Below are 23,752 nucleotides of genomic sequence, written 5' to 3' on the forward strand. Positions count from 1 at the left end.
GCCTAATGAGAGAAAATTATTCTCCTGGTTGACGATATGCTAGATAAAACAGACCGTAAATTACTGTGCATGCTGCAACAGGACTGTACGCAGCCGCTGCAGGTGCTGGCCGACGCGGTCAATCTGACGTCGACACCCTGTTGGAAAAGGCTCAAGCGACTGGAAGAAGACGGTTATATCCGGGGGCGAGTCGCGCTGCTGGATAACGAAAAGCTCGGCCTGGGCCTGACGGCATTTGTGCTGATCAAAACCCAGCAGCACAGCAGCGAGTGGTATCAACAGTTTGTGCAACTGACCAAGCAGATGCCGGAGGTTCTGGCGTTCTATCGCATGGCCGGAGAATACGACTACCTGATGCAGGTGGAAGTGGCGGATATGAAGAGCTACGACAGCTTTTACAAGCGTCTGGTGAACGGCGTACCGGGGCTGATCGACGTCACTTCCAGCTTCGCAATGGAAAAAATCAAATACACCACTGCACTGCCGATCCCTGAGTGAAAAGTTCACCAAATTGGCAAAGTAACGGTGGTATCCTACTCTGCTGAGGCAGAACAAGAGACAAAACCATTACATCCTGGAATAAAACTGCGTGAGACTATTTGCTCAAATCGGCTGGTATTTCCGCCGCGAGTGGCGTCGCTACCTCGGGGCGGTGGTGCTGCTGATCATCATTGCCATACTGCAACTGTTGCCGCCCAAGCTGGTGGGGATCATTGTGGATGGCGTCACCGAAAAACAGATGTCCGGCGGCGTGCTGATGGCATGGCTGGGGCTGATGCTCGGTACCGCCGTGGTTGTCTACCTGCTGCGCTACGTGTGGCGGGTGCTGTTGTTTGGGGCGTCCTACCAGCTTGCCGTCGAACTGCGTGAAAACTTCTACCGCCAGCTTAGCCGTCAGAATCCGGCCTTCTATTTGCGTCACCGTACCGGTGATCTGATGGCGCGCGCTACCAACGATGTCGATCGGGTGGTTTTCGCCGCCGGTGAAGGGGTGCTGACGCTGGTGGATTCGCTGGTGATGGGATTGGCGGTGCTGGTGGTGATGAGCACCCAAATTAGTTGGCAGCTAACCCTGCTGTCGCTGATCCCGATGCCAATCATGGCGATCGTCATCAAGTACTACGGCGACCAGTTACACCAGCGTTTTAAATCGGCGCAGGCGGCGTTTTCCAGCCTGAACGATCAGGCGCAGGAAAGCATGACCAGCATCCGTATGATCAAGGCGTTCGGTCTGGAAGATCATCAGTCTAATCAGTTTGCCGAAGTCGCTGCCCAGACCGGTGCCAAAAACATGCACGTGGCGCGGGTGGATGCTCGTTTCGACCCAACGATTTATATCGCCATCGGTACCGCCAATCTGCTGGCGATCGGCGGTGGCAGTTGGATGGTGGTGAACGGAACCATGACGCTGGGCCAACTGACCAGCTTCGTGATGTACCTCGGCCTGATGATTTGGCCGATGCTGGCGTTGGCCTGGATGTTCAATATCGTTGAACGCGGCAGCGCGGCCTATAGCCGTATTCGCAGCCTGCTGGATGAAGCCCCGGCAGTGACCGACGGTGAGCAATCGCTGCCGGCCGGGCGTGGCAATCTGGCGGTCGATATCCGCGCATTCCACTACCCGGGCAATAGTCAGCCGACGCTGCATGATGTGGTGCTGAAGCTGGAACCAGGGCAAATGCTCGGCCTGTGTGGCCCGACCGGCGCCGGTAAATCGACGCTGTTGTCACTGATCCAGCGCCAATTTGATGTTGATGACGGCCAGATCAGCTATCAGGGGCTGCCGTTGACCCAGGTCAAACTCGACGATTGGCGCTCACGGCTGTCCGTGGTCAGCCAGACACCGTTCTTGTTCTCGGACAGCGTGGCGAACAACATCGCGCTGGGAAATCCGGGGGCGACGCAGGAACAGATTGAGCGCGCGGCCCGCCTGGCCAGTGTGCATGAGGATATTTTGCGCCTGCCGCAGGGTTATGAAACCGAGGTGGGCGAGCGTGGCGTGATGCTCTCTGGGGGGCAGAAGCAACGTATCTCCATTGCCCGCGCCCTGTTACTGGATGCAGAAATCCTGATCCTCGACGACGCGTTGTCGGCGGTGGATGGCCGTACCGAACACCAGATCCTGCATAACCTGCGCAGCTGGGGGCAAAACCGCACGGTGATTATCAGCGCGCACCGGCTTTCGGCACTGACCGAAGCCAGCGAAATTCTGGTGATCCAGCACGGCGCTGTGGCACAGCGTGGCCAGCATGCGTCCCTGGCCGCTCAACCCGGCTGGTATCGCGATATGTATCGCTATCAGCAACTGGAGGCGGCATTGGATGAGGCCCCGGAAAGCGGCGAGGAGAGTGAAGCCAATGAATAAGATGCAAAAGCTGTGGCCGACGCTGAAGCGCTTGCTGGCTTATGGATCGCCGTACCGAAAGCCGCTGGGGCTGGCGGTAGTGATGCTGTGGGTCGCCGCGGCGGCGGAAGTCGCCGGGCCGATCCTGGTCAGTTATTTTATCGATAACTACGTTGCCAAGGGCCAGTTACCGCTGACTATCGTCTGCGGGCTGGCAGCAGCCTATATCCTGCTGGAGCTGTTGGCGGCGGCGCTGCACTATTTTCAGGCGTTGTTGTTCAACCAGGCGGCGGTCGGGGTGGTTCAACGTCTGCGAACTGACGTGATGGACGCTGCGTTGCGCCAACCACTTAGCGCCTTTGATACCCAACCCGTCGGGCAGTTGATCTCGCGGGTGACCAATGACACCGAGGTGATCAAAGATCTGTACGTGATGGTGGTGTCCACGGTGCTGAAAAGCGCGGCGCTGATCGGTGCCATGCTGGTGGCGATGTTCAGCCTTGACTGGCGTATGGCGCTGGTGGCGATCTGCATCTTCCCGGCGGTATTTGTGGTGATGGGCATTTATCAGTACTACAGCATCCCTATTGTGCGCCGGGTACGTAGCTATCTGGCGGACATCAACGACGGCTTTAACGAAGTGATTAACGGCATGGGCGTGATCCAGCAGTTCCGCCAGCAGATCCGCTTCGGGGAGCGCATGAGCGCCGCCAGCCGTTCCCACTATACCGCGCGTATGCAGACGCTGCGGTTGGACGGTTTCTTGCTGCGTCCGCTGCTCAGCCTGTTCTCGGCGCTGGTACTGTGCGGTCTGCTGATGTTGTTCGGCTTCAGCGGTGAGGGGGCGATCGGCGTTGGTGTGCTGTATGCCTTTATCAACTATCTGGGCCGTCTGAATGAGCCGCTGATTGAGCTGACATCGCAGCAGTCTATCCTGCAGCAGGCGGTGGTGGCCGGTGAGCGTATTTTCGAACTGATGGATCGCAAACAGCAGAGCTACGGGGCGGACGATCGCCCACTGGAGAGCGGCCGTATTGATATTGACGACCTGAGTTTTGCCTACCGTGATGACAAAAAGGTACTGCAGCATATTTCGCTGTCGGTCCCTTCGCGTGGCTTTGTGGCGCTGGTCGGCCATACCGGCAGTGGTAAGAGCACGCTGGCCAACCTGCTGATGGGCTATTACCCGGTTGATCAGGGTGAAGTGCGTCTCGACGGACGTCCCCTGGCCAGCCTTTCACACCGGACTCTGCGCCAGGGTGTCGCGATGGTGCAGCAGGACCCGGTGGTGATCGCCGAGTCAGTGCTGGCCAACGTCACGCTGGGACGCAATATCAGCGAAGAGGCGGTTTGGCAGGCATTGAAAACGGTACAACTGGCCGAGTTGGTGCGCAGTTTCCCGCAGGGCATTCATACCCGGCTGGGCGAACAGGGCAATAATCTGTCGGTGGGCCAGAAGCAGCTATTGGCGATGGCCAGGGTGCTGGTACAGGCACCGCAGATCCTGATCCTCGATGAGGCCACCGCCAACATTGACTCAGGCACGGAACAAGCGATTCAGCGGGCGCTGCGTTTGATCCGCGAACACACCACGCTGGTGGTGATCGCTCACCGTTTGTCGACCATTGTGGATGCCGATTCGATTCTGGTGTTGCACCGGGGTCAGGCGGTCGAGCAGGGCAACCATCAGCAACTGCTGGCGCAGCAGGGGCGTTACTACCAGATGTATCAACTGCAACTGGTGGGTGAAGAGCTGGCTGCCGCAAACCGCGAAGAAACACAAACTGCATAATGTCAGAGGCCGCTTTAGCGGCCTGAGTTTGACGATAAAGCTGTCTTTGAGCCTGAGATACCCGGGCCTAGCGCACCGAGGGGCGCTCCGGCGGACAAGCCGCTACGACCCCTTCGGCACGCTCTCCCTAATAACGGGCTTTGTCAGCGGCCTCTTTCTTTTCCACCACGCACCACAAACTGGCATCGCCGCGTTTTAAATCCCTTTCTCTGCACTTTTTCGACGCGTCACGCACCAAAATAGTGCGCAATATTTAATCAATTCCCTGTGCGATAGCGCGTCGTTGGCTCATCGCAGTGCACCCGATTGCCGTCCTGCCGGTTAATTTGCTGAATTAGCGTACAAAACCATTTGTGGCATAGCCTTTGCTTTATAAGACTCGTACCAGGGGTGAGTTTGGGCTTAATTCGTGGAGGGGCAATATGAAGCTGGTGACCGTGGTGATTAAACCATTCAAGCTGGAGGACGTGCGTGAAGCCCTATCCTCTGTAGGTATTCAGGGGCTGACCGTAAGCGAAGTAAAAGGCTTTGGTCGCCAGAAGGGACATGCTGAGCTCTATCGCGGAGCTGAATACAGCGTCAACTTCTTACCTAAAGTAAAAATCGACATTGCTATCGCTGACGATCAGTTAGATGAAGTGGTTGATGTCATTAGTAAAGCGGCCTACACCGGCAAAATCGGTGACGGCAAAATTTTCGTTGCCGAATTGCAACGTGTCATTCGCATTCGCACCGGCGAAACAGACGAAGCAGCACTGTAATCACTGGCTCAGTAAAGTAATGGGGATGGATTGATAATGAAAAAACTTTTATCCATGTTGGGCCTGAGTACGGTAACCATGGTTCCTTCTTTGGCACTGGCCGCTCCGGCGGTCGCAGACAAGGCGGATAACGCCTTCATGATGATTTGCACCGCTTTGGTGCTGTTCATGACCCTGCCGGGTGTCGCGTTGTTTTACGGTGGTTTGCTACGTTCCAAAAACGTGCTCTCCATGTTGACCCAGGTGACCGTCACCTTTGCACTGGTGTGCGTACTCTGGGTGCTTTATGGCTACAGCCTGGCCTTCAGCGAAGGCAATGCGTTCTTCGGCGGTTTCCAGACGGCGATGCTGAAAGGCATTGGTATCGATAGTGTCACCGGAACCTTTAGCCAGATGATCCACGTGGCGTTCCAGTGTTCATTCGCCTGTATTACCGTGGCGCTGGTCGTGGGCGGCTTTGCCGAGCGCATCCGCTTCTCTGCGGTGGTGATCTTCGCGGCCATCTGGTTCACCATCTCTTACCTGCCGATTGCCCACATGGTGTGGGGCGGCGGCTTCCTGGCCGCTGATGGCGCGCTGGACTTTGCCGGCGGCACCGTTGTGCATATCAACGCCGCAAGCGCCGGTCTGGTGGGGGCTTACCTGTTGGGCAAACGGGCCGGTTTCGGTAAAGAAGCGTTCAAACCGCACAACCTGCCAATGGTGTTTACCGGGGCTTCCATTCTGTACATTGGCTGGTTTGGCTTTAACGCCGGTTCTGCCAGCGCGGCTAACGGCATTGCGGCACTGGCGTTCCTGAACACCGTGGTGGCGACTGCGGGTGCTATCCTCTCCTGGACCTTTGCCGAGTGGATTGTTCGTGGCAAACCTTCACTGTTGGGCGCCTGTTCCGGCATGATCGCCGGGCTGGTTGCCATCACGCCGGCGGCAGGCACCGTGGGCGTGGGCGGGGCGTTGATTATCGGCCTGATTGGCGGTATTGCCGGTCTGTGGGGCGTGGTTACGCTGAAGAAATGGCTGAAGGTAGATGATACCTGTGACGTGTTCGGTGTACATGGCGTGTGCGGTATCGTCGGTTGCTTGCTGACCGGGGTATTCACCTCCACTTCACTGGGTGGCACGGGGTATGCTGAGGGTGTCACCATGGGGCATCAGGTGTGGATCCAGCTGTTAAGCGTGGTAACCACGCTGGTGTGGTCTGGTGTGGCCGCCTTCATTGCCTTCAAAGTGGCGGGCGCCATCGTTGGTCTGCGCGTACCGGAAGAACAGGAACGCGAAGGTCTGGACGTCAACAGCCATGGCGAGAGTGCCTATAACCAATAGGCCTGAAGAAGGGCAGTGCGCTAAATAATTCGAAAAATAATGATGATAGAAAGGGCGATGGAGACATCGCCCTTTTTCTTTGGCTGGCGTTTAAGCTTCGCGCTGGCGGATCACGCCTTCCTGTACCGTGGTGGCAACCAGTACGCCTTCACGGGTATAGAATTGGCCGCGTACAAATCCACGAGCACCGGAAGCGGAAGTGCTTTCCACCACGTATAGCAGCCAGTCATCCATGCGGAATGGGCGGTGGAACCACATTGAGTGATCGATGGTGGCTACCTGCATACCGGGCTCCAGGAAACCGACGCCGTGTGGTTGCAACGCCGTCGGCAGGAAGTTGAAATCAGACGCATAACCCAGCAAATATTGATGGATGCGCAGATCGTCCGGCATGGTACCGTTGGCGCGGAACCACACGTAGCGGTGCGGATCTTCCACACTGCCTTTCAGCGGATTGTGGAATTTGACCGGACGCATCTCAATCGGCTTCTGGCCGATAAACTTCTCACGTACCTTGTCCGGCAGCATATGCGACAGCTTCTGGGCAATGTCTGACTCAGACATCAGACCTTCTGGCGGTGGCACGTCCGGCATGGTGTTCTGATGTTCAAAACCTTCTTCCGGGCTTTGGAAGGACGCGGTCATATAGAAAATGGGTTTGCCGTGCTGAATGGCACTGATGCGTCGGGCACTAAAGCTGTTGCCGTCACGCAGGATTTCCACGTCATAAACAATCGGCTTGCTGCTGTCACCCGGACGCAGAAAATAGCTGTGGAACGAGTGAACGCTGCGCTCCGCCGGTACCGATTGTTTGGCGGCATACAGCGCCTGACCCACCACCTGACCACCGAATACCTGGCGTAACCCCAGATCTTCACTTTGCCCGCGGTACAGCCCTTCTTCAATTTTCTCCAGATCCAGCAGATCGAGGAGGTTTTTCAGTGCCTGGCTCATAAAGTTACTACCCTTTTAATAATCATTTTGCGCAGTGTGCGGAATATCACGGCAAGCCGTCAATATATTGCGTTATGGCACAGAGAAAATTGACTGAATGCTGAGTGTTATTAGAGGGGTAAGTGATTAATAGGCAGGACTAAATGGATTTTTCAGTGTTTTGTGCTAAGTTTAATAGGTGCGGTGGTGAAAGCCACCAACGTGTTGATAATAAAAAAGGAGACCGATCCATGAAACTCTGGCAAATCGTAGGTGGAGCAGCAGCGTTAACCGTTACCCTGGCGGGTTGTGCCCAAAAGAGTGCGGACGTGCCTGTTCCGACAGCGGGAAACCCGGCGATTGCGCAAACGCAGATTCAGGGCCCGGCGGTGACTGGTTCGGTTAACATTCGCCAGCGCATTGCGCTACCACCGGATGCGGTACTGACCGTCACGCTCTCTGATGCCTCGTTGGCGGATGCTCCGTCTAAAGTGATCGCCCAGCGTGCGGTTCGCACCGAGGGCAAGCAGGCGCCGTTTAATTTTGTCCTGCCGTACAATCCGGCCGATATTCAGCCTAATGCACGCATTATCCTGAGTGCGGCAATTACGGTAAATGGTCAGATGACCTTTATTACCGACACTATCCAGGAAGTGGTGAACCGTAACGGCACCCGTGCCGATCTGGTGATGGTTCCGGTGCAGGGTGTTGCCGTTCAGGCCGCCCCGGCGACCATGCCTTAAGCCGGTAACCCTTAAGCAGTAAACCCTTAACAGCCTTTGCGCTCCGGCCAAAGGCTGTTTTGTTGTTACCAGCGCCAACCATAAACCAACAGGTCAACCGTGCTGTGCGTACCGAAGATAATCCCTTCTTCAAGCAATGCCTGCCGCTGGCGTTGGAAGTCCTCCCCCTGCTGCGAAATTTGTCCGTGCCGGTTAATCACCCGATGCCAGGGCAGGCTGCTGCCTTCCGGCAGGCGCCTTAATACGCCACCGACCTGACGCGCGGCGCGCGGTGAACCGGCCAGTTTCGCTATTTCGCCATAGGTCGTGACCTTGCCATAGGGAATGGCGGCCACCACGTGGAACACGCGCTGGCTGAATGAGGCGTCTTCTGGTTCCATTTCTGTTTTCCTGCTGCAGCAAAAACCAATAAGGGAAGTGTGCCACAGCCAAGGTGGGTAAGAAAACAGCGGTTGGCCCCGGTTGGCTTGCTATTTGGTTGGCCATCACCGATACTAGCCACCGCTTCGCAGTCATGTGAAGCCGTCAATGGGGGCCCTGTTGGTTCTCCCGCAACACTAACTTGTGAACTCGGTCAGATCCGGAAGGAAGCAGCCGCAGCAGGTGACGTGTGTGCCGGGATGTAGCTGGCAGGGCCTCCACCAATTTCAGTCACTGAGCAATCTCGGCTCGTCCCCCCCAAGACATTTGCTATCCCTCGATAAAACTAAATCCTTAAATTACCCACTGCAGGCTAAAAGCAAAGCGCAAGGGCAGCATGCCGGCGAATTTCATGATGCCAGAAAGAGACGATGGGCTGTCGGAGGGTTTTAAATGTGGCAGGGCGACAGGGCAATATGCGAACCGTTGGTATTGGCCGGATTTACCCTGCGACGTAGAAAGCCGCAGGGTATTGGGGTTACGGAGTTACAATATTGAACCAGAATTCAAAGTTATCCATATAGCCTAACATTTCGTCCATTTTTGCAGCGTTACCCGTCACCTTCACTTCTCCCTTATCCTCCGCCTGTTTTAGCGTTTCTTCCTTGAGGATAATTTTATTCAAGGTGTCGCGGTTAAGCGTGAGAGTGGCATCGGCATCTTTGGCTTCGGCATTGGCGGTGTGGTTGAGTACTCCATTTTCCAGTTCCAGCTTGTACTTGCCGCCATCGCTGCCCAGATCAATGTTAAACACGGCTTTGGCCTTGCCCGCTTTTTCACCGTTGATATGTACAGCCAGGAAGTCAAAGAACATCTCAGGCGTCATCGCCCGCACGGTATCTGGGCTGGCGGTATTCGGGGTTGGCCCTTTCACCACGCCGTTACGTAGCTCCTGAGCACCGGTGAGATAGAAATTACGCCATGGGCCAGATTCAGCCTGATAGCCCAGTTGTTCCAGCGCATCAGCCTCAAGGTTGCGTGCATCCTGATTGTTCGGATCGGCAAAGACTATTTTGCTGACGACCTGAGCAACCCAACGGTAATTGCCCTGATCAAAGTCGGTTTTGGCTTTCTTGAGGATCGCATCGGCACCGCCCATGTAATCGACAAATTTCTTCGCGGCTTCTTCCGGTGGCAGTTCATCCAGCGTGGCCGGATTGCCGTCAAACCAGCCGAGATAGAGCACATAAGTTGCTTTGACATCATGACTTACAGAACCGTAATAACCCCGGTTGGCCCAGGTTTTCGCCAGGCTGTCCGGCAGTTTGAACTTCGCCGCTATTTCATCACGGGTCAGGCCTTCATTCGCCATTCTCAGAGTCTGGTCGTTAATATAGCGGTAAAGATCACGCTGACTCTTGAGAAGGTTAACGACGTTTTCGTTGCCCCAGGTTGGCCAGTGGTGCTGAGCCATAATGATTTCCGCTTTGTCGCCCCAGCGAACTATCGCTTCGTTGATATATTTTGACCAAGGGAGCGGCTCACGAATTTTTGCGCCACGCAGGGAATAAGTATTATGCAGCGTATGGGTCACATCTTCTGCCGCTTCGATGAGTTTCTTCTCTTCGATAAACCACAGCATTTCTGATGGTGCTTCAGAGCCTGGCGCCAGCATGAAATCATAAGTAAGGCCGTCGATGACCTCTTTTTGACCATCTTTCTCAATGATGTTGGTTGGGGCAATCAGGGTGACGGTACCTGCCGACGTGGTGGTACCCAGGCCTGCACCAACCTGACCTTTGGTTTCTGGTTTCAACAGGTTGCCGTACATGTAGCTGGCGCGGCGACTCATGACGTTACCCGCCATGATATTTTCTGCCACGGCCGCTTCCATAAAGCCGGCGGGCGCATAAACTTTCACTTTACCCGATTTAACATCAGCTTCATCGACTACACCTCGTACGCCACCGTAGTGGTCTACGTGGCTATGAGTGTAGATAACAGCGACAACCGGTTTTTTCCCCCGGTTTTTAAAATAGAGATCCATGCCCACTTTGGCGGTTTCGGCTGAAACCAGAGGGTCAACCACAGTCACACCCTCTTTGCCCTCAATGATGGTCATGTTGGACAGATCCAGGTTACGGATCTGGTAAACACCATCTGTGACCTCAAACAGGCCGCTGATGTTAATCAACTGCGACTGACGCCACAGGCTCGGGTTGACGGTATCCGGCGCTTTCTCGCCTTCCTTGATAAAGGAATACTGCTGTGGGTTCCAAATGACATTACCTTGCTCACCTTTGATAATTTCGGTTGGCAAGGCAGCTATGAAACCTTTATGCGCGTTGGCAAAATCGGTGTTATCTGAGAAAGGGAGCTGATCGTACAGTGCATCATTGGCTTGTTTGGTTGCGGGGGCCGCTTCTTTCGGTGCAACCTCTGCCCAGGATGGAATTGCGAAGGTAGTTAGCACTCCCGCTAACGCTAACCCTCTCATGATGGGTGTTAATTTCATTGGAATCCTCGCTGGATTTTAGATGGCGAAGTTAGGTAGCTTTTACTTCCGTTGTAACGAGTTGTAACTCAAATACTAAATGTAATAGAAGATTGGTATTGAGCAAGTTTAAATAAAAAATATTAAATCACTGGAATCAGACTGAATAGAAATTATCCGAAGTCGATATTGTTAATATAAAACAGCAATCACATCTATTTTTTGACGGTTAAATAGTGGGTTTTAGACGTTAGCGGTGTGTTTATGTCTTTGTTTTTATTGATTTTTTAATTAAATAATGGTGGTGGTGTTTTCTGGGTGATATTTATGAAAAAGTTTATACTTTGTGGTTGGATAATTTAAAATAGCGGAGAGTAAATCATAGCAGAGGATTTGGTGAGTGGAGGTTTTATCGTGAAATATTGTGATTTGTGTTTGTTATCGAATGACTGAAGTGTTGCGCCGACATGTTATCAGCGCAACACTTGCAGATTAATGCCTTACCAAGGTGGCGAAATAGTATGCCAGTGGGATCGCCAGAAAATAGAGGCCGACCGGCACTTCACGCCATTTGCCAGCAATCACTTTGATAATGATGTAGAACAGCAGCCCGCCGGCGATGCCGGTACCGAAGCTGTTGGCGATCAGCGTGATCATGACCATCATCAGCACCGGCAGGCCGTCGGTGAAGTTGGCTAAATCAACTTTGCGCAGTCCGCTAAACATATTCAGGCCGATCAGGATCAGCGCCGGGGCAGTGGCTTCTTTCGGGATCATCAGGGCAATCGGTGTGAACAGCAGCATCAGTAAAAACATTACCGCGGCCGCCAATGCGGTTAACCCGGTTTTACCTCCGGCTTCGGCCGCCGCAGAGGATTCAATCAGCGCGGTGGCGGCAGGAATACCGACTATAGGGCCCAGCGCAGCAGCGATAGAGTCCACCATAAAGGGGCGGTTGATGTGCGGCATATTGCCGTGTTCGTCCAGCAGCCCGGCTTCACCGCCTACGGCCAGCGTAGTGCCCATGGTGGAGAAGAACTCCGAGGCGAAAAAGACGAACAAATAAGGCAGAAAGGCGATATTCAGTGCACCGATCAGATCAACATGGCCGAGCACCGGGGCCAATGAATGCGGCATTGCCATCAGGCTGTCCGGCAGGTGGGTAACGCCGAACGGGATACCCACCAGAGTCGCAAACAGGATCGCCCACAAAATGGCGCCGGGAATGCGTCGGGCTTGCAAGGCAATCGCCAAAAACAGGCCGCACAGGGCGATCAACGCACCGGGTGCGGTGAAATCACCCAGCATCAATGCATTGGATTTAGCGTTGGCCAGCACCAGTCCGGCGTTGCGGAAACCCAGTATCGCCACAAACAGCCCGATAGAGGCCGTCAGCCCCAGCTTGATCGATTGCGGCACCGAGCGGGTCACCACCTCGCGCAGCCCGAGCCGGGTCAGGGCGAAAAACAGAATGCCGGACCAGCAGGCGATGCCCAGACCAATCTGCCAACTGATACCTTCGCTGCCCGCCAACGTGACGCCGACCAGCACCGAACCGCCAATGCCCGGCCCGACGATAAACGGCAGGTTGCCGTAAAACGCCATCAGCAAGGTCCCCAGCACAAACACCAGAATGGTACCTGTAGTCACTGCGCCCTTATCCATGCCGCCGACAGCCAGTAATCCGGGGATCACCACCAGCAGGTAGGCCGCCGCCAGAAAACCGGTGATACCGGCCAGACATTCGGTTTTGACATTACTTTGCCGCGCATGCAGTTGAAAACGCCGTTGCAGCCAGCTCCCTGGTGTAGGAACCGACGCTGAATTATCAGCCATATCAATTATCTCCGTCGCTACCCGTCATATTTCAAGCCGCAGCGTTGTTGGCGGCACTCACTCACCCCAGTAACTTACTTGAGTAAGCGCCTGGGGTGAGTGAGCTGGCCTGCCTAGCCGCAACGTGAAATCCATTGGGTACATATTGTTATTATGATTATTTTTATACCGGGGTTTCCCAGCAGGCGATCAGCGGATCGACAATCTGGCGCGTTGTGCCGTCGGTCAGGCCGAGATCGGTCAGGTGCGGCCCGGCGTTACACGCCAGACAGGTGCCTTCAATGGCCTTGAAAACCCGGTAGGGCGGTTCCCAGTCGGCGATTCGTGCGCTCAGATCGCGCAGGTTTTTAAACTGTCGTGCCAGTTCGGCGGCGGGCAGGTCGGAAAGCATACCGGCTATTGGCATTGCCACCTGCGCCAGGATGGCCCCGTTTTGGCTTAAAGCCATACCTCCGCCACTGGCAATCAGGGCGTTGGCGGCCAGCGCCATGTCTGCGGCATCCCGGCCTAACACCACCAGGTTGTGCGAGTCATGTGAGTAGCTGGTAGCGATAGCGCCCCGGAGTTCACCCCAACCTTCCAGTAGCGCCAGTTGTGGTGTGGCCTGGTGACGGCCATGACGGTGTTGCACCCAGATCAGGCTGAAGCCTGGCGGGATCTGCACTTCGCCATTACGCACCTCGACCGTAGTCTCGTTCCACTGGGTAAAGCGTGCGCCCTTAATGTGGCGCAGAGTGGCTTTGCCGTGGCAGATAGCCGGCACCTTCAATACGAAATCCCCGGCGACCAGGGGTTGCAACTGCAGGGTATCGCGCGGAGCCGTCACGTTCGGGTTAGCGCTGAGCGGTGCCAGCATTTTGCCTTGCTGTGCCACCAGTTTCCCGGCGACGTAGACCTGCTGTGCATTAAGTTGAGTCAGCGAATCAAACACCACCAGATCGGCGATGCGACCTGCGGCAATCAGCCCAAGATCGTTGCGTTGCAAGCGGATGGCGGCATTGAGCGTGGCCATGCGCAGCACGTCAGTCGCCGGCAGCCCCTGTTCGATCAGCATATTGAGTAACGCCACAATCCCGCCTTTTTCCAGCAGCATGTCTGGGGGGACATCGTCGGTGCAGACGGTGATTTGTGATGACAGGTGCGGCAGTGTTTTCAGTGCTGCGACGATTTCCGGCAGCAGGTAAGGGTGGGAACCTCTGATCTCCAGCGTCAGACCGGCGCGTAATTTCTCCAGCGCATCGGCTCCGGAGGTCAGTTCATGGTCAGAGGTGACTCCCGCCGCCAGATAAGCCTGCAGATCGGCACCGCTCAGGCCGCGTGCGTGGCCTTCGATCAACTTGCCGCTGTTCAGCCCGGCATTGAGGATCTCCAGCATGCGTTCGCTGCCGTTCAACACGCCGTGCATGTCCATCACCTCGGCGACGCCGCCGACTTCCGGCCAGGCCAACATGGTTTCCATTTCCTGACCGGCAAAATCGGCACCGGACATTTCCAGTCCCGGCGTGGAGGGGACGCTCGAGGGCGCGGCACAGATCACTCTGAGTGGCAAGCCACGGCTGGCGTCTACCGCATAGCGCACGCCGGCTACGCCGAGTACGTTGGCCAGTTCGTGCGGATCCCAGAAAATGGTGGTGGTGCCTTGAGCGACGACGATCTCGGCATAGCGTTCCGGTGGCAGGTGTGAACTTTCAACATGGACGTGGGTGTCGATCAGTCCGGGGCTCAGATAGGCACCGGCCAGGTCCTGCGTCTGCAGGGCTTCGTTCAGGGCACCACAGGGATGAACGCTGGCGATCAGTGCGCCAACGATGCCGACATCGGCGCTCCGGACTTCACCGGTTGCCATGTCAATCAACGCGGCGTTAGTCAGCAGCAAATCAAAAGGAAGTTGGCCCAGTGCGGCCTTCACCGCACGCTGGCGTTCGCCCGTGCTGATGCAATGAGTGGTCATGGTAATTACCCGGCATGATGACAGGGTTGTTACTCTAGGGGCCCCGGCAGGCTTTGCACAGATGATTTAATTTATCGCCTGATAAGAAACGTTTATGCTGTCGCAAACGTTTACTTTTTAGCGGACGGAAAGCTGATATGTCTGAACCCTGGCGCCGATTGCCGGCGCTTTCTCTTAAGCAGATCCAATATTTCGTCACTCTGGCGCAGCTTCGGCATTTTACCGACACCGCGAACCGTCTGGCGATCAGTCAACCCGCGTTGAGTAGCGCATTGCGGCAGATAGAGTCGGTGCTGGGTGGCAAACTGGTGAACCGTACCGCCTCTGCGGTGACGCTGACGGAGCAGGGCGCCGCTATCTTGCCGCATGCTGAACGGCTGCTGAATGTGGCACAGGTGGCTTTTGACGATATGCAACGTATTATGCTGGCGGGCGGAGACGGCACTTTGCGTATCGGGCTGGTGCCTTCGGTCAGCGGGCTGTTATTTCCTGCCGTGCCGCAATTGCTGGCGGCGAATTTTCCGCGCTTGCGCATAGAATTTCACGATCAAACCAATGACTCGTTGTTATTACAATTAGAGAACGGCCTGATTGATTTTGGCATTGGTGCGCTCGACAGTTCGGTACCGGAGTCACTGGAAATATATCCGCTGCAAGAGGACCCGTTCGTGGTAGTGATGCGCCGTGACGATCCGATGGCTGAATCTCACCATCTGCCATGGCGACAATTAACCCGGAGAGATATCGCGGTTTTTTCCAAGGGGAATATCAGTCGGTTGGTATTGGCATTGGCGGAAAGTCATCGTCTGAATTTAACCGCACGCTACCAGGTGGATTTTCTGGAGACGTTATATGGTTTGGTGCGTTCGAAATTAGCGGTGGCTATTTTACCGCAACTTTATACTACCCATTTGAATGATGATGAATTAACCGTGGTTCAACTGCAGCAACCCATGCTTAGCCGCACCGTGGCGTTAATGCGCAGCGCGCATCGGAACCATCCGGCGTTAATTGAAGATTGTTTCCAATTGCTATTGCAGGATTTTCAGCAGCGAATGAAAGTGTAGTAAGTCAATGAGATAAATACGGGGGCAGGATAAACATTGAGGCCGACGAATGTATCGGCTCAACGCAGTTTAGTCGGAATTATCTTACGAATTTCCAAACGGCCGTTGGGATTTTATCGTACAGCTTATTCATGGTGAGCTCGGCAAGGCGGTGGTCGGCTGCAGAGTAAAACAGCTCCAGCTCGTCATCTGAAAGCTCGTACTTGTTTTTTTCAATAACGCGTTCCAGTGTCTCAATTGTGGTGCATTTACGTAAACGCATCAGATAATCAATTTTAGTCATGATAGCCTTTGGTGTTATAAACCGTAGAATGGAATAAATTGGGGATAATTATCCCCTAAGTTTTCATTGTCGTACAGATGTCCTCTCCTGAGAACATTCTGAATAATCGCGCCTTGGTCTTTTGCCAGCGACGCAGATCGGAATCATTGATACCGTAACTGCTGAACAGCGTGTAGGTATCATCGAGATACTCTTCGACCAGTTCCGATAAATCACTTTCGTCCATGTATTTAATTTTATAACTCATCACAAACGAAGCAATATGTTCTATCAACTCATTAAGCTGGAGGTTGACGGAAGACGTCGGATCGTTCACCCAGCCGTGGTGGCTGTCGCCCAGCGTGGCAATGCCTTCATCATACAGGTTTTCACACAAGAATTTCAGCTGAGCAATATCGTGCCTTTTAGGCGAATACTCATCCATATCATCCCCTCCGTAAGTCTTAATTTCGGTGTTGATAACACTCTGTGAGTAAGCTGATTTACATCATGGCCAGAGGTAGCTTAATGATGATGATAAAATAAACTTTCTGTATAATGAATATAAATCATTTCTCCGCATCTGGCCTGCTGTTATTACGTAAACTTACAATTCATCTGCGGTAGATGGACGGGAGTTATCAATGATGTCAAAGATGAGCCCTGCTTCGGCCAGGCTAAATGTGACACTATCGCTGATGTATTCCTCGGCGCTGATATCCAGACAGGCATTGAAAATTGTCCATTTATAGCGGTAACTCATTGAATAATGGCCGTTGCTCATTTCTTGAATATCAAGTATTTCTAATGAACCTTCAGCATAACGCGCGCTTTCAGAATAAAAACTCAGGCCACTGGTCAATGCCGGTGCCAACTCTGATATTTTTTCGTTAATCACTTTCTTTAGTTTTTTAACAGAAAGTGCTTCCGTCATTGTGTCGCAGCGAAGAGTTACTTGCATTTAATGCCTGACCATATCGCGATCCTATCTATTAATCTTACTCCTTTTTTATCAATTCGTCGGTAAACTTTTCGTTTGTTACCGGCTTTTTTACCCTATCTCAACGTTGTTTACTGATTAATAACCCTGATATTTCTCAGTCTATCTCCAACGGGGTAGTGCCAGCGTTCTGAAGCCGGGGAATAGTCAGTGAAGCATGACGTGCATTGTTACGTTCAGTTGCATTAATCGTTGGGGCAGAGGCTTGAGTCATTGAAGTGTTTGTGATGTTATATTATAACATTTAAATCTCCTTTCGTTTGGCCATGAAACTGACACCGACACCTCAAGATGACGCTGTACCGTCATTAAACTCATTGTTCACCGCCTCTGCAGGGTTGCGCTGCGGTATCGCCGTGATGCTACTGGTCCTACTCTGGCTGGGCATTCACTGGGCGGTAGCACTGCCATGATCACTCTGCAGCAGGCCGTCCTGGGCTACGGCGGGGAGCCCCTTTTTCCCCCACTCAACGGTCACTTTGCCGCGGGTTCTCTGACGGCGGTGGTCGGCGTGAATGGTGCTGGCAAGTCCACATTGTTGAAAGCTTTGGCCGGACTTTTACCGCTGCAAAGTGGCAAGCTGTCTTTCAGCGGTAATAAACCGCCCCGAATGGCTTATTTACCGCAGCAGGCCGAGTTGGATCGCCAGTTCCCGATCGTGGTGAGCGATCTGGTGGCGATGGGCAGTTGGCTGCAGATGGGGATGTTCGGTGGACTGAGCAAGCGCACAGCGCAGCATATTGCCGAGGCGCTGGCTGCCGTCGGTATGACCTCAATGGCCCACAGTCCGGTCGGTGAGCTTTCCGGCGGCCAGCTGCAGCGGGTGCTGTTTGCCCGCCTGCTGGTCCAGCAGGCACCGCTGATTTTATTGGATGAACCCTTTACCGGCATCGACAGCGCGACCACCCAGTTATTGTTGCAAGTGATCGCTCAGTTGCATAAACAGGGGCAGACGGTGATTGCTGTGCTCCATGACATGTCGATGGTAGAGAGGCATTTTCCGCAGGCCTTGTTATTGACGCCGCAGTGCTGCCACTGGGGAGCCGCCGATCGGGTGCTGGACCACATTCCCGCGTTGAATATTGCCAACCCGCCGCTGTGCCGTAGGGCGGTGGCGCAATGATGCTGCTTGAGCCCCTCATCGATCCCTTTGCCTCTTTCGGTTTCATGCGCCGTGCGCTGGTTGCCTGTTTTGCACTGTCGCTCAGTGCTGCGCCGCTGGGGGTTTTTCTGTTGTTACGCCGCATGAGCCTGGTGGGTGATGCGCTGTCCCATGCGGTGCTGCCTGGTGCCGCGATAGGCTATCTGATCTCCGGCATGTCGATGGTGGCAATGGGCGTCGGCGGCTTTATCGCCGGGCTGGCGGTAGCGATGTTATCTGGGCTGGTCAGTCGTCGGACGCCGCTGAAAGAAGACGCCAGTTTCGCCGGTTTTTATCTGGGGTCGCTGGCGCTGGGGGTGACCCTGGTTTCGCTGCGCGGTTCCAGCGTTGATTTGCTGCATGTGCTGTTCGGCTCGATTCTGGCGGTGGATACACACGCCATTGTGATGGTGGGGGCGATAACCAGTTTTTCTCTCCTAGCGTTGGCCGCACTGTACCGTGCCCTGGTGATTGAATCTTTCGACGCCACTTTTTTACGTGTCGGTGCGCCGCGCTGGCTGGCGGTAATACACGGGTTGTTTCTGGCGTTGGTGGTAATCAATCTGGTCGCCGGTTTTCAAATTCTCGGCACCCTGATGTCGGTCGGGCTGATGATGCTGCCGGCCGCCAGCGCACGTTTCTGGGCACGTAATCTGCCGCAAACGCTGGCGGTGGCTATGGGCATCGGCATGCTGTCCAGCCTGATTGGGCTGGAGTGGTCGTACTACGCTTCGTTGCCCGCCGGCCCGGCAATTGTGCTCAGCGCCAGCGTGATCTTCTTTGTATCAATTTTGTTTGGGACGCGTGGGGGGATTTATTCCCTGGCGCGCCGTTGAGAAGTGCTATATGCAAGGAGAAAGTATGAAACGTTTACCTTTATCGCTGGCGGTCGCTGCTCTGCTGTCCAGCCCATTGGCCATGGCCAAGACCGTGGATGCCGTCGCCAGTTTTTCCATCCTCGGCGATATCGTCAAGCAGGTGGGGGGAGAACATGTCAATGTCTCTACGCTGGTAGGGCCGGATGGCGATCCCCACAGCTTCGAGCCTTCACCGAAAGACAGTAAGTTGTTGTCGCAGGCTGATGTGGTGTTCGTTAGCGGCCTGGGGCTGGAAGGATGGATCGATCGCCTGGTCAGTGCGTCGGGTTACAAAGGGCCGGTTATTACCGCTTCGCAAGGGGTTAACTTGCGTCAGATGAACGACGACGGCAAAGAAATCACCGATCCCCATGCCTGGAATAGCATGAAGAATGGCGTGCAGTACGCCACCAACGTGATGAACGCGCTGATTGTCGCCGACCCTGAAGATGCCAACTATTTCCGCCAGCGGGGTGCCGAGTATATTCAGCAGCTGCAGAAGTTGGATCTGTGGGCCAAAACGCAGTTTGCCGCAGTGCCACAGCAAAAACGTAAGGTGCTGACCAGCCACGATGCTTTTGGCTACTTTGGACAAGAATATGGCGTCACCTTCCTTTCCCCGGTCGGCTTCTCTACTGAGGCTGAGGCGAGTGCCAGCGACGTGGCTGGGCTGATCAAACAGATCAAGCAGGAGAAGGTTAATGCTTACTTTATTGAGAACCAAACCGATCCGCGCCTGGTGAAGCAAATTGCCGCGGCTACCGGTGCTAAAGCCGGCGGTGAACTGTACCCAGAGGCGTTGTCCAAACCGCAAGGACCGGCGGCCAGCTATGTGCAGGCATTCAAACACAATGTCGATACCTTGCTGGGTAGCATGAAGTAAACCGTAGCGGCCCTGTCATCATGATGGGGCCACTGTGGGCGTTTCAGTTTCTCCATAAAAAAAGCCCCGTTGAGCAGCAACGGGGCTTTGCGACAGACAGATGGCACTGCTGTTTACTTAACGCTTTTTCTTACGTCCCTGTACCGCTTTGAAGCGTGGGTTAGCTTTACAGATCACATAGATGCGGCCTTTACGGCGCACAATCTTGCAATCCGGATGGCGTTTCTTCGCCGAACGCAATGAACTCAAAACCTGCATGTAGATCCCCTGTTACTTATTGCCAGTAAAGAAGCGACCAAAACGCTGCTGGAAGCGCGCCGTGCTGCCTTCTTTTGAGAAATCTTTCTGCTTGCCGGTGTAATACGGATGCGAAGCGGAAGAGATGTCGAGCGTGACATACGGCCAGTTCTCACCTTCAAGCTCAATGGTGCGATCGGTCTTAATGGTCGATCCCACTTTAAAGTAGGTATCGGCACTCAGATCGTGGAACACCACGGTACGGTAGTCAGGATGGATGCCTGCTTTCATGATGCACTCCAATGTAATGTTATACTATAACAATAATTATGCGCCGCACGGTAGGGCGGATCAAGTACAAAATGCATTTGCAGAGGAATTAATGAGAGTGGTTTGTATTAAGCCGCTGAAGCCAAAGAAAAAGGCCGCATAAGCGGCCTAAGATTACTGACGAAGTTACTTGGGGTTAAAGCAACGACTTGATAGCTACCAGAACCAAAGGATGCTGTCTCTGGTTTAGCCCAAACATCCGAAAACCACGTTTTTCGGGTGTTTGTCGATAAGTTAAAGGCCGCATAAGCGGCCTTTGTATTCAGGGAGAAGCAGTCACTGAGTTATCAGTGATGATCAACCGGATGGCTGTGTTCTACATCGTCAGACTTCTTACTGAAGCGGCGGCGAACCACCACAAAGAAGACCGGAACGAAGAAGATGGCCAAGACGGTCGCGGTAATCATCCCGCCCATAACGCCGGTACCTACCGCGTTCTGTGCGCCGGAGCCTGCACCGCTGCTGATAACCAGCGGCAGAACCCCGAGGATGAATGCCAGAGAAGTCATCAGAATTGGACGCAGACGCATACGGACCGCTTCCAACGTGGCTTCGATCAGACCCTTGCCTTCTTTATCCATCAGGTCCTTGGCGAATTCCACAATCAATATGGCGTTCTTCGCCGACAGGCCGATGGTGGTCAACAGCCCCACCTGGAAGTAAACGTCGTTGTTAAGGCCGCGCATGGTGGCCGCCAATAACGCACCGATAACCCCCAGTGGCAGAACCAGCATGACCGAGAACGGAATTGACCAGCTCTCGTACAATGCTGCCAGACACAGGAATACCACCAGAATCGAGATGGCATACAGTGCTGGAGCCTGGTTACCGGACAGACGTTCCTGATAGGACATACCGGTCCAGTCGTAACCAATGCCGCTCGGCAGCTTGGAGGCCAGTTCTTCCATCAGGTTCATGGCTTCACCGGTACTCTTGCCTGGCGTTGCCTGGCCCAGAATTTCCATCGAAGGCAGACCGTTATAACGTTCCAGACGTGGTGAGCCGTATTCCCATTTCGCCGAGGCGAAGGAGGAGAACGGAACCATCTGGCCGCTGGTGCCGCGGACAAACCATTTATTGATGTCTTCCGGCAACATACGGAACGGCGCATCAGCCTGCACGTACACTTTCTTCACACGGCCGCGGTCGATGAAGTCGTTAACGTACGAGCCACCCAACGCGGTGCTCAGCGTGCTGTTAATGGTGGTAATGCTGACACCCAGCGCCTTGGCTTTTTCCTGGTCGATAATCAGCTTGAACTGCGGCGTATCTTCCAGACCGTTAGGGCGCATGCCCACCAGCAAGTCCGGATGCTTGGCAGCCATGCCCAGCAACTGGTTACGTGCATCGGTCAGTTTTTCATGCCCCAGGCCACCCTGGTCGATCAGCTGGAAGTCAAAACCGGTCGCGGTACCCAATTCGATAATCGCCGGCAGGTTGAACGGGAATACCATGCCGTCTTTAATCTTCGAGAACGCGCCCATTGCACGGCCTGCGATCGCCGGCACTTTATTCTCTTCGCCTTTACGCTCAGACCAGTCTTTCAGGCTGACGAACGACAGGCCGTTGTTCTGGCCATTACCGTTAAAGCCGAAGCCCGCAACGGTAAACACCGAAACCACGTTGTCTTTTTCTTTGGTCATGAAGTAGTCGGTGACTTCTTCCAGAACCTTAGAGGTACGAGCTTCGGTAGCCCCCGCAGGCAACTGCACCATGGTCAGCAAAATGCCCTGGTCTTCGTCCGGCAGGAACGAGGAAGGCAAGCGCAGGAACAACAGCGCCATGCCGACAACGATCAGCAGGTAGATCACCAGATAACGACCGGTACTGCGCAGAATATTGGCTACGCTGTCGGTGTAGTGGTGGGTGCTCTTTTCGAACATGCGGTTAAACCAACCGAAGAAGCCGGTTTTAACCCCGTGGTCGCCTTTTTTCACTGGTTTGAGCATGGTGGCGCACAGCGCCGGCGTCAGAATCAACGCCACCAGTACCGACAGCGCCATCGCGGAAACGATGGTGATGGAGAACTGACGATAGATGGCACCGGTCGAGCCGCCGAAGAACGCCATCGGTACGAATACCGCTGACAGCACCATGGCAATACCGACCAGCGCACCCTGGATCTGTTCCATCGATTTCTTGGTGGCTTCTTTCGGCGGCAGTCCCTCTTCGGACATCACACGCTCGACGTTTTCCACCACCACGATGGCATCATCCACCAACAAGCCTATCGCCAGCACCATGCCGAACATCGTCAGGGTGTTTATCGAGAAGCCGAAGGCCGCCAGAATGGCAAAGGTCCCCAGCAACACTACCGGCACCGCAATGGTTGGGATCAAGGTTGCGCGGAAGTTCTGCAGGAACAAATACATCACCAGGAATACCAGGATGATGGCTTCGATCAGCGTTTTCACCACTTCGTTAATCGAGATCTTAACGAACGGGGTGGTGTCGTACGGATAAACCACTTTCATCCCTTGCGGGAAGAATGGTTGCATCTTGGTCAGCGCGTCTTTAACCCCTTGCGCGGTGTTCAGGGCGTTGGCGCCGGTCGCCAGTTTGATACCCAGACCCGCTGCCGGTTTACCGTTATAACGTGCGGTTACCGCATAGCTTTCAGCACCGCGCTCAATATGAGCCACGTCGCTCAGGCGAACCTGAGAACCGTCCGCATTCACCTTCAGCAGGATCTTGCCGAACTCTTCAGGCGAGGTCAGACGGGTCTGCGCGATGATTGAGGCGTTAAGTTGTTGACCCGGTACCGGTGGCATCCCACCCAATTGCCCTGCGGCGATCTGGTTGTTCTGCTCGGTGATGGCGGACGTCACGTCCGTCGTGGTCAACTGGAAATTGTTCAGCTTGTTCGGATCCAGCCAGACACGCATTGCGTACTGGGCACCAAACAGTTGCACCTCACCCACACCGGATGAACGGCTGATCGGGTCCTTGATGTTGGAGGCCACATAGTCCGCGATATCATCCTGAGTCATGCTCGGGTCATCGGAAATGAAGCCGGCCACCATCAGGAAGCTGCTGCTGGACTTTTCAACTTTCAGGCCCTGTTGCTGCACTTCTTGCGGCAGTAACGGCGTAGCCAATGACAGTTTGTTCTGGACCTGAACCTGAGCGATGTCTGGGTCAGTGCCGGAGTTAAAGGTCAGTGTAATGGTGACGCTACCAGAGGAGTCACTGGTGGAGGACATGTACATCAGATTATCGATACCGTTCATGTTCTGTTCGATAATCTGAGTGACGGTATCCTGCACCGTTTTAGCATCTGCGCCCGGATAGTTTGCGGAAATACTTACCGCCGGTGGTGCAATAGTTGGATACTGCGCAATCGGCAGTTTCATTATTGACAGCACACCCGCCAACATGACGATGATGGCGATTACCCAGGCGAAAATAGGGCGATCTATAAAGAACTTAGCCATGTCT

Annotated in this window: 21 protein-coding genes and 1 other RNA gene; 11 read left to right on the top strand and 11 right to left on the bottom strand. The window is 54.4% G+C overall.

The genetic code is table 11. The features are described from left to right. Nucleotides 1-36: 36 nt before the first annotated feature. The 5 genes from QOT07_RS05290 (at nucleotide 37) to amtB (ending at nucleotide 6,220) form a co-directional block, all read left to right on the top strand. Nucleotides 37-498, top strand: a complete 462-nt coding sequence (locus QOT07_RS05290; protein WP_085115469.1) for an Lrp/AsnC family transcriptional regulator — start codon at nucleotides 37-39, stop codon at nucleotides 496-498. 91 nt (nucleotides 499-589) lie between these two features. Continuing rightward, nucleotides 590-2,365 (top strand): SmdA family multidrug ABC transporter permease/ATP-binding protein, encoded by a 1,776-nt coding sequence (locus QOT07_RS05295; RefSeq protein ID WP_283602676.1) that lies wholly within the window; start codon nucleotides 590-592, stop codon nucleotides 2,363-2,365. Next, complete coding sequence (gene smdB, locus QOT07_RS05300) at nucleotides 2,358-4,136, top strand: multidrug efflux ABC transporter permease/ATP-binding subunit SmdB (protein ID WP_099062274.1); 1,779 nt, start codon at nucleotides 2,358-2,360, stop codon at nucleotides 4,134-4,136. The genes QOT07_RS05295 and smdB overlap by 8 nt, the downstream gene beginning before the upstream one ends. 422 nt (nucleotides 4,137-4,558) lie before the next feature. After that, nucleotides 4,559-4,897, top strand: a complete 339-nt coding sequence (gene glnK / locus QOT07_RS05305; protein ID WP_012005549.1) for a P-II family nitrogen regulator — start codon at nucleotides 4,559-4,561, stop codon at nucleotides 4,895-4,897. 36 nt (nucleotides 4,898-4,933) lie between these two features. Continuing rightward, nucleotides 4,934-6,220, top strand: a complete 1,287-nt coding sequence (gene amtB, locus QOT07_RS05310; protein ID WP_157765418.1) for an ammonium transporter AmtB — start codon at nucleotides 4,934-4,936, stop codon at nucleotides 6,218-6,220. A 90-nt stretch (nucleotides 6,221-6,310) separates the two neighbouring features. Here amtB and tesB read toward each other — a convergent pair whose 3' ends face one another. Next, nucleotides 6,311-7,174, bottom strand: coding sequence for an acyl-CoA thioesterase II (tesB, locus tag QOT07_RS05315; RefSeq protein ID WP_283602677.1), 864 nt, complete (start codon nucleotides 7,172-7,174; stop codon nucleotides 6,311-6,313). A 230-nt stretch (nucleotides 7,175-7,404) separates the two neighbouring features. Between tesB and QOT07_RS05320 the strand changes: the two genes are divergently transcribed. Beyond that, a complete protein-coding gene (locus tag QOT07_RS05320) occupies nucleotides 7,405-7,896 on the top strand; it encodes a YbaY family lipoprotein (RefSeq protein WP_099065379.1) in 492 nt (163 codons plus the stop codon). A gap of 65 nt (nucleotides 7,897-7,961) precedes the next feature. Here QOT07_RS05320 and QOT07_RS05325 read toward each other — a convergent pair whose 3' ends face one another. Beyond that, a complete protein-coding gene (locus tag QOT07_RS05325; RefSeq protein WP_099065378.1) occupies nucleotides 7,962-8,276 on the bottom strand; it encodes an MGMT family protein in 315 nt (104 codons plus the stop codon). A 158-nt stretch (nucleotides 8,277-8,434) separates the two neighbouring features. Here QOT07_RS05325 and ffs point away from each other — a divergent pair. After that, nucleotides 8,435-8,531: signal recognition particle sRNA small type (gene ffs, locus QOT07_RS05330), an RNA gene on the top strand. A gap of 263 nt (nucleotides 8,532-8,794) precedes the next feature. Here the strand turns inward: ffs and QOT07_RS05335 are convergent. The 3 genes from QOT07_RS05335 to QOT07_RS05345 form a co-directional block, all read right to left on the bottom strand. Further along, nucleotides 8,795-10,771, bottom strand: a complete 1,977-nt coding sequence (locus QOT07_RS05335; protein WP_283602678.1) for an alkyl/aryl-sulfatase — start codon at nucleotides 10,769-10,771, stop codon at nucleotides 8,795-8,797. A gap of 471 nt (nucleotides 10,772-11,242) precedes the next feature. Then, the gene (locus QOT07_RS05340; protein ID WP_219015551.1) at nucleotides 11,243-12,586 is read right to left on the bottom strand and encodes an NCS2 family permease; all 1,344 of its coding nucleotides are present in this window, start codon (nucleotides 12,584-12,586) and stop codon (nucleotides 11,243-11,245) included. Between the two features lie 163 nt (nucleotides 12,587-12,749). Then, complete coding sequence (locus QOT07_RS05345) at nucleotides 12,750-14,537, bottom strand: adenine deaminase (protein WP_099065376.1); 1,788 nt, start codon at nucleotides 14,535-14,537, stop codon at nucleotides 12,750-12,752. Between the two features lie 137 nt (nucleotides 14,538-14,674). On the opposite strand from QOT07_RS05345, the gene QOT07_RS05350 reads away from it, so the two are divergent. Continuing rightward, the gene (locus QOT07_RS05350) at nucleotides 14,675-15,604 is read left to right on the top strand and encodes a LysR family transcriptional regulator (RefSeq protein WP_099065375.1); all 930 of its coding nucleotides are present in this window, start codon (nucleotides 14,675-14,677) and stop codon (nucleotides 15,602-15,604) included. A 79-nt stretch (nucleotides 15,605-15,683) separates the two neighbouring features. On the opposite strand, the gene QOT07_RS05355 is transcribed toward QOT07_RS05350, so the two are convergent. The 3 genes from QOT07_RS05355 to QOT07_RS05365 all read right to left on the bottom strand — a co-directional run bounded on the left by QOT07_RS05355 (nucleotide 15,684) and on the right by QOT07_RS05365 (nucleotide 16,827). After that, nucleotides 15,684-15,887, bottom strand: coding sequence for an HHA domain-containing protein (locus QOT07_RS05355; protein ID WP_012005558.1), 204 nt, complete (start codon nucleotides 15,885-15,887; stop codon nucleotides 15,684-15,686). A gap of 55 nt (nucleotides 15,888-15,942) precedes the next feature. After that, the gene (gene tomB / locus QOT07_RS05360) at nucleotides 15,943-16,311 is read right to left on the bottom strand and encodes an Hha toxicity modulator TomB (RefSeq protein WP_004940312.1); all 369 of its coding nucleotides are present in this window, start codon (nucleotides 16,309-16,311) and stop codon (nucleotides 15,943-15,945) included. Nucleotides 16,312-16,473: 162 nt separating this feature from the next. Beyond that, nucleotides 16,474-16,827 carry a hypothetical protein gene (locus tag QOT07_RS05365; RefSeq protein ID WP_232519151.1) on the bottom strand — a complete coding sequence of 118 codons (354 nt, stop codon included), beginning with the start codon at nucleotides 16,825-16,827 and terminating at the stop codon, nucleotides 16,474-16,476. A gap of 448 nt (nucleotides 16,828-17,275) precedes the next feature. On the opposite strand from QOT07_RS05365, the gene QOT07_RS05370 reads away from it, so the two are divergent. From QOT07_RS05370 to QOT07_RS05380, 3 genes are read left to right on the top strand one after another with little or no spacing between them, the layout of a single operon-like run. Further along, entirely contained in the window at nucleotides 17,276-17,989 is a 714-nt protein-coding gene (locus QOT07_RS05370; protein WP_283602679.1) for a metal ABC transporter ATP-binding protein, read from the top strand. Next, on the top strand, nucleotides 17,986-18,843 hold the full coding sequence (locus QOT07_RS05375) for a metal ABC transporter permease (protein WP_112347678.1): 858 nt from the start codon (nucleotides 17,986-17,988) through the stop codon (nucleotides 18,841-18,843). Before QOT07_RS05370 ends, QOT07_RS05375 begins: the two co-directional genes overlap by 4 nt. Nucleotides 18,844-18,868: 25 nt before the next feature. Then, the gene (locus tag QOT07_RS05380) at nucleotides 18,869-19,747 is read left to right on the top strand and encodes a metal ABC transporter substrate-binding protein (RefSeq protein ID WP_283602680.1); all 879 of its coding nucleotides are present in this window, start codon (nucleotides 18,869-18,871) and stop codon (nucleotides 19,745-19,747) included. A 117-nt stretch (nucleotides 19,748-19,864) separates the two neighbouring features. Here QOT07_RS05380 and ykgO read toward each other — a convergent pair whose 3' ends face one another. The 3 genes from ykgO to sdeY form a co-directional block, all read right to left on the bottom strand. Then, the gene (gene ykgO, locus QOT07_RS05385; protein ID WP_085115485.1) at nucleotides 19,865-20,005 is read right to left on the bottom strand and encodes a type B 50S ribosomal protein L36; all 141 of its coding nucleotides are present in this window, start codon (nucleotides 20,003-20,005) and stop codon (nucleotides 19,865-19,867) included. Between the two features lie 12 nt (nucleotides 20,006-20,017). Continuing rightward, entirely contained in the window at nucleotides 20,018-20,275 is a 258-nt protein-coding gene (locus tag QOT07_RS05390; protein WP_099065369.1) for a type B 50S ribosomal protein L31, read from the bottom strand. Between the two features lie 326 nt (nucleotides 20,276-20,601). Next, entirely contained in the window at nucleotides 20,602-23,748 is a 3,147-nt protein-coding gene (gene sdeY, locus QOT07_RS05395) for a multidrug efflux RND transporter permease subunit SdeY (protein ID WP_099065368.1), read from the bottom strand. Nucleotides 23,749-23,752 lie beyond the last annotated feature (4 nt).

It is taken from the genome of Serratia proteamaculans (genome assembly GCF_949794035.1).
GTDB classification, from domain to species: Bacteria; Pseudomonadota; Gammaproteobacteria; order Enterobacterales; family Enterobacteriaceae; genus Serratia; species Serratia proteamaculans.